General features: G+C 42.0%; 1 protein-coding gene and 2 pseudogenes. All 3 read left to right on the top strand.

Features of this window, described 5'->3' with window-relative positions; translation table 11 throughout:
• Positions 1-62: 62 nt before the first annotated feature.
• Positions 63-461: pseudogene (locus tag B5D35_RS23470) on the top strand (hypothetical protein); the annotation flags it as partial.
• Positions 455-1,838 (top strand): annotated as a pseudogene (locus tag B5D35_RS23475) (DEAD/DEAH box helicase). The pseudogenes B5D35_RS23470 and B5D35_RS23475, both read left to right, overlap by 7 nt.
• An 81-nt stretch (positions 1,839-1,919) precedes the next feature.
• Positions 1,920-2,042, top strand: a complete 123-nt coding sequence (locus B5D35_RS25365) for an SAM-dependent DNA methyltransferase (protein ID WP_198557155.1) — start codon at positions 1,920-1,922, stop codon at positions 2,040-2,042.
• Positions 2,043-2,166 lie beyond the last annotated feature (124 nt).

Consider the following 2,166-nt stretch of genomic DNA (forward strand, 5'->3'; position numbering starts at 1 on the left):
GGGTCAATTTTACTTCGGCGATAGCGTCGCTAAGTGGATCAGTTTTAAGTCGGCGTTGACAAGATGACGCTCGTCGAAGGATTTACCGACAAATCTTACGCTTTATGAAGAACAATTGGTTACGTAATGAAGGGAGTGGCCGACAAAAAAAGTACTTTCAGACAGGCCTTTTTAAAACCCTTCTGGTTAAACCGAGGCAAGATTCTGTTGACGTTGATATAGCTTTGACTCCTGACTATTCAGTATTAAGCCATGAGCGTGATCAGTACAAATGTGAGTTGGAGATTGTTCTTGGAGAGATTGAAGAGTACCAATCCCTTAATTGCCGCTTTCCAGAATTAGAGCCAAAGCTGATTCCACTTCTTGACCAAGCAAAAGAGCGTTCTGCCCAGTTGCTTGGAAAGGTGAATGGTTTAACGAATGTGCTCAAAACCATCTCTGAAGGCCAATATACGTGCTAAGAAAATGGCAGCAAGAGTGCTCAGAAAGAGCATTTGGCAAAATTTAAATCGAACCAACCTCACTTCTTTTGCCAAGCAACACCAGGAGCAGGGAAAACTGTACTTGCAGCAACGGTAGCTTCGAGATTATTGCAAAATGATATGGTCGATCTTGTCTTGTGTTTTTCACCGTCATTAACGGTTTCAGACGGTATAAAAAGAACCTTTTCACATACCCTGAATTGCACCTTTAACGGTGGTCTTGGTTCTATCGGGCAATCCCTAACATATCAATCAATTCAGTTTCTTAATAATGATTTTTGGCAAACCCTCCGTAACCATCGAGTGTTTGCTGTCTTTGATGAGATTCATCACTGCTCGGGTTCAGATATAGAAAACGCTAATGTTTGGGGTCAACAAGTACTCACTAAGATTCAAGGGCTCGCTACCTATACACTTGCCATGTCAGGAACTCCGTGGCGTTCAGATGCATTACCTATAGTTATGGGGGAATACAGCACACCTAACGGGCAACTTCTCGTTGATTACCAATATACGTTGAAACAAGCCATTGCTGACAAAGTTTGTCGATCTCCATATTTGGTTCTAGTTGATAGTGAGCACCTATCAGTGACCAGTGCTGAAAAGGTTGAATCATTTTCTTCTATACCCGAAATGATTAAGCAGACCAAAACGTCTTATCAAAGTATCATAAACAACCAAGAAGCGATGGAGTACCTGCTTGGGCTCGGTTGTAAAAAGCTGGCAGAGATACGTACACTGTCAGCAACTGCGGGAGGATTGGTTGTGGCTTCATCAGTTAAGCATGCGCAAACAATTAAAGAGATACTATCTCAAAAGTATGCTCAAACAGTCTCAATCGTCACTTACCGCCACGAAGAACCTTTAGCAGAAATAGAACGCTATCGTCAAAGTAATGCTCAATGGATTGTAAGCGTTGGAATGATTAGCGAAGGCACGGATATCCCTCGCCTTCAAGTTTGTTGTCACATGAGTTCTGTTAAAACTGAGCTGTATTTTAGGCAGGTACTTGGACGAATCCTTAGAGTAAACGGATTGATAAACCAACAAGCGTGGCTGTTCACTTTTGCAGAGCAAAGCCTGATAGAGTTTTCGGAGCGGATTGAACAAGACATTCCAGAGTCTCGCATGTTTGCAAAAATAGATAGCTCGATGGAGTTTGAGTTAGGGTTTCACCGCGCTTACTCAAGTGTTGATAGCCTCTTAGAAGAGCGAGATAAAGTGAGTTCAAAATTGAACTGGAGCAATGCTATTAGTAATGATACTCAATCTGCAGGGTCTTATAGCACGCTCGATGAACTCCGATTAGGAGCTTTCAAGCAGCGCGTAATTTCAGCCTTTCTAGCCACTTCATAGTTTAAAATGATCTCTGCACTCTAGTTACCCCCTCAATTCAGTTACAATATCGTCAACTCAACTGTATGTAACTGAACTCCCATGGTCGAACAACATCAAAAAGAGCTAAAGAAACAGCTTTGGAAAATCGCGCATTCCCTTCGTGGAAACATGTTTGCCGATGATTTCAAAGGGTTTGTCGATACGTTTGTTGGAGGGTTTTAGGTATGACAGAAACAATAAAAGATATTTGGGGTGGTAAGACCCCGCTTCTCTAGACACTCAATAGCTATATAATTGAACAAACTATGAGGTGTTGCTATGAGCGGAAAACGCTATCCAGAAGAAT

It is taken from the genome of Enterovibrio nigricans DSM 22720 (assembly GCF_900167155.1).
GTDB lineage: Bacteria > Pseudomonadota > Gammaproteobacteria > Enterobacterales > Vibrionaceae > Enterovibrio > Enterovibrio nigricans.

Bases quoted from the DNA above. Each gene is read 5' to 3' on its own strand.
- B5D35_RS25365 (WP_198557155.1), top strand. From the start codon at position 1,920: ATGGTCGAACAACATCAAAAAGAGCTAAAGAAACAGCTTTGGAAAATC.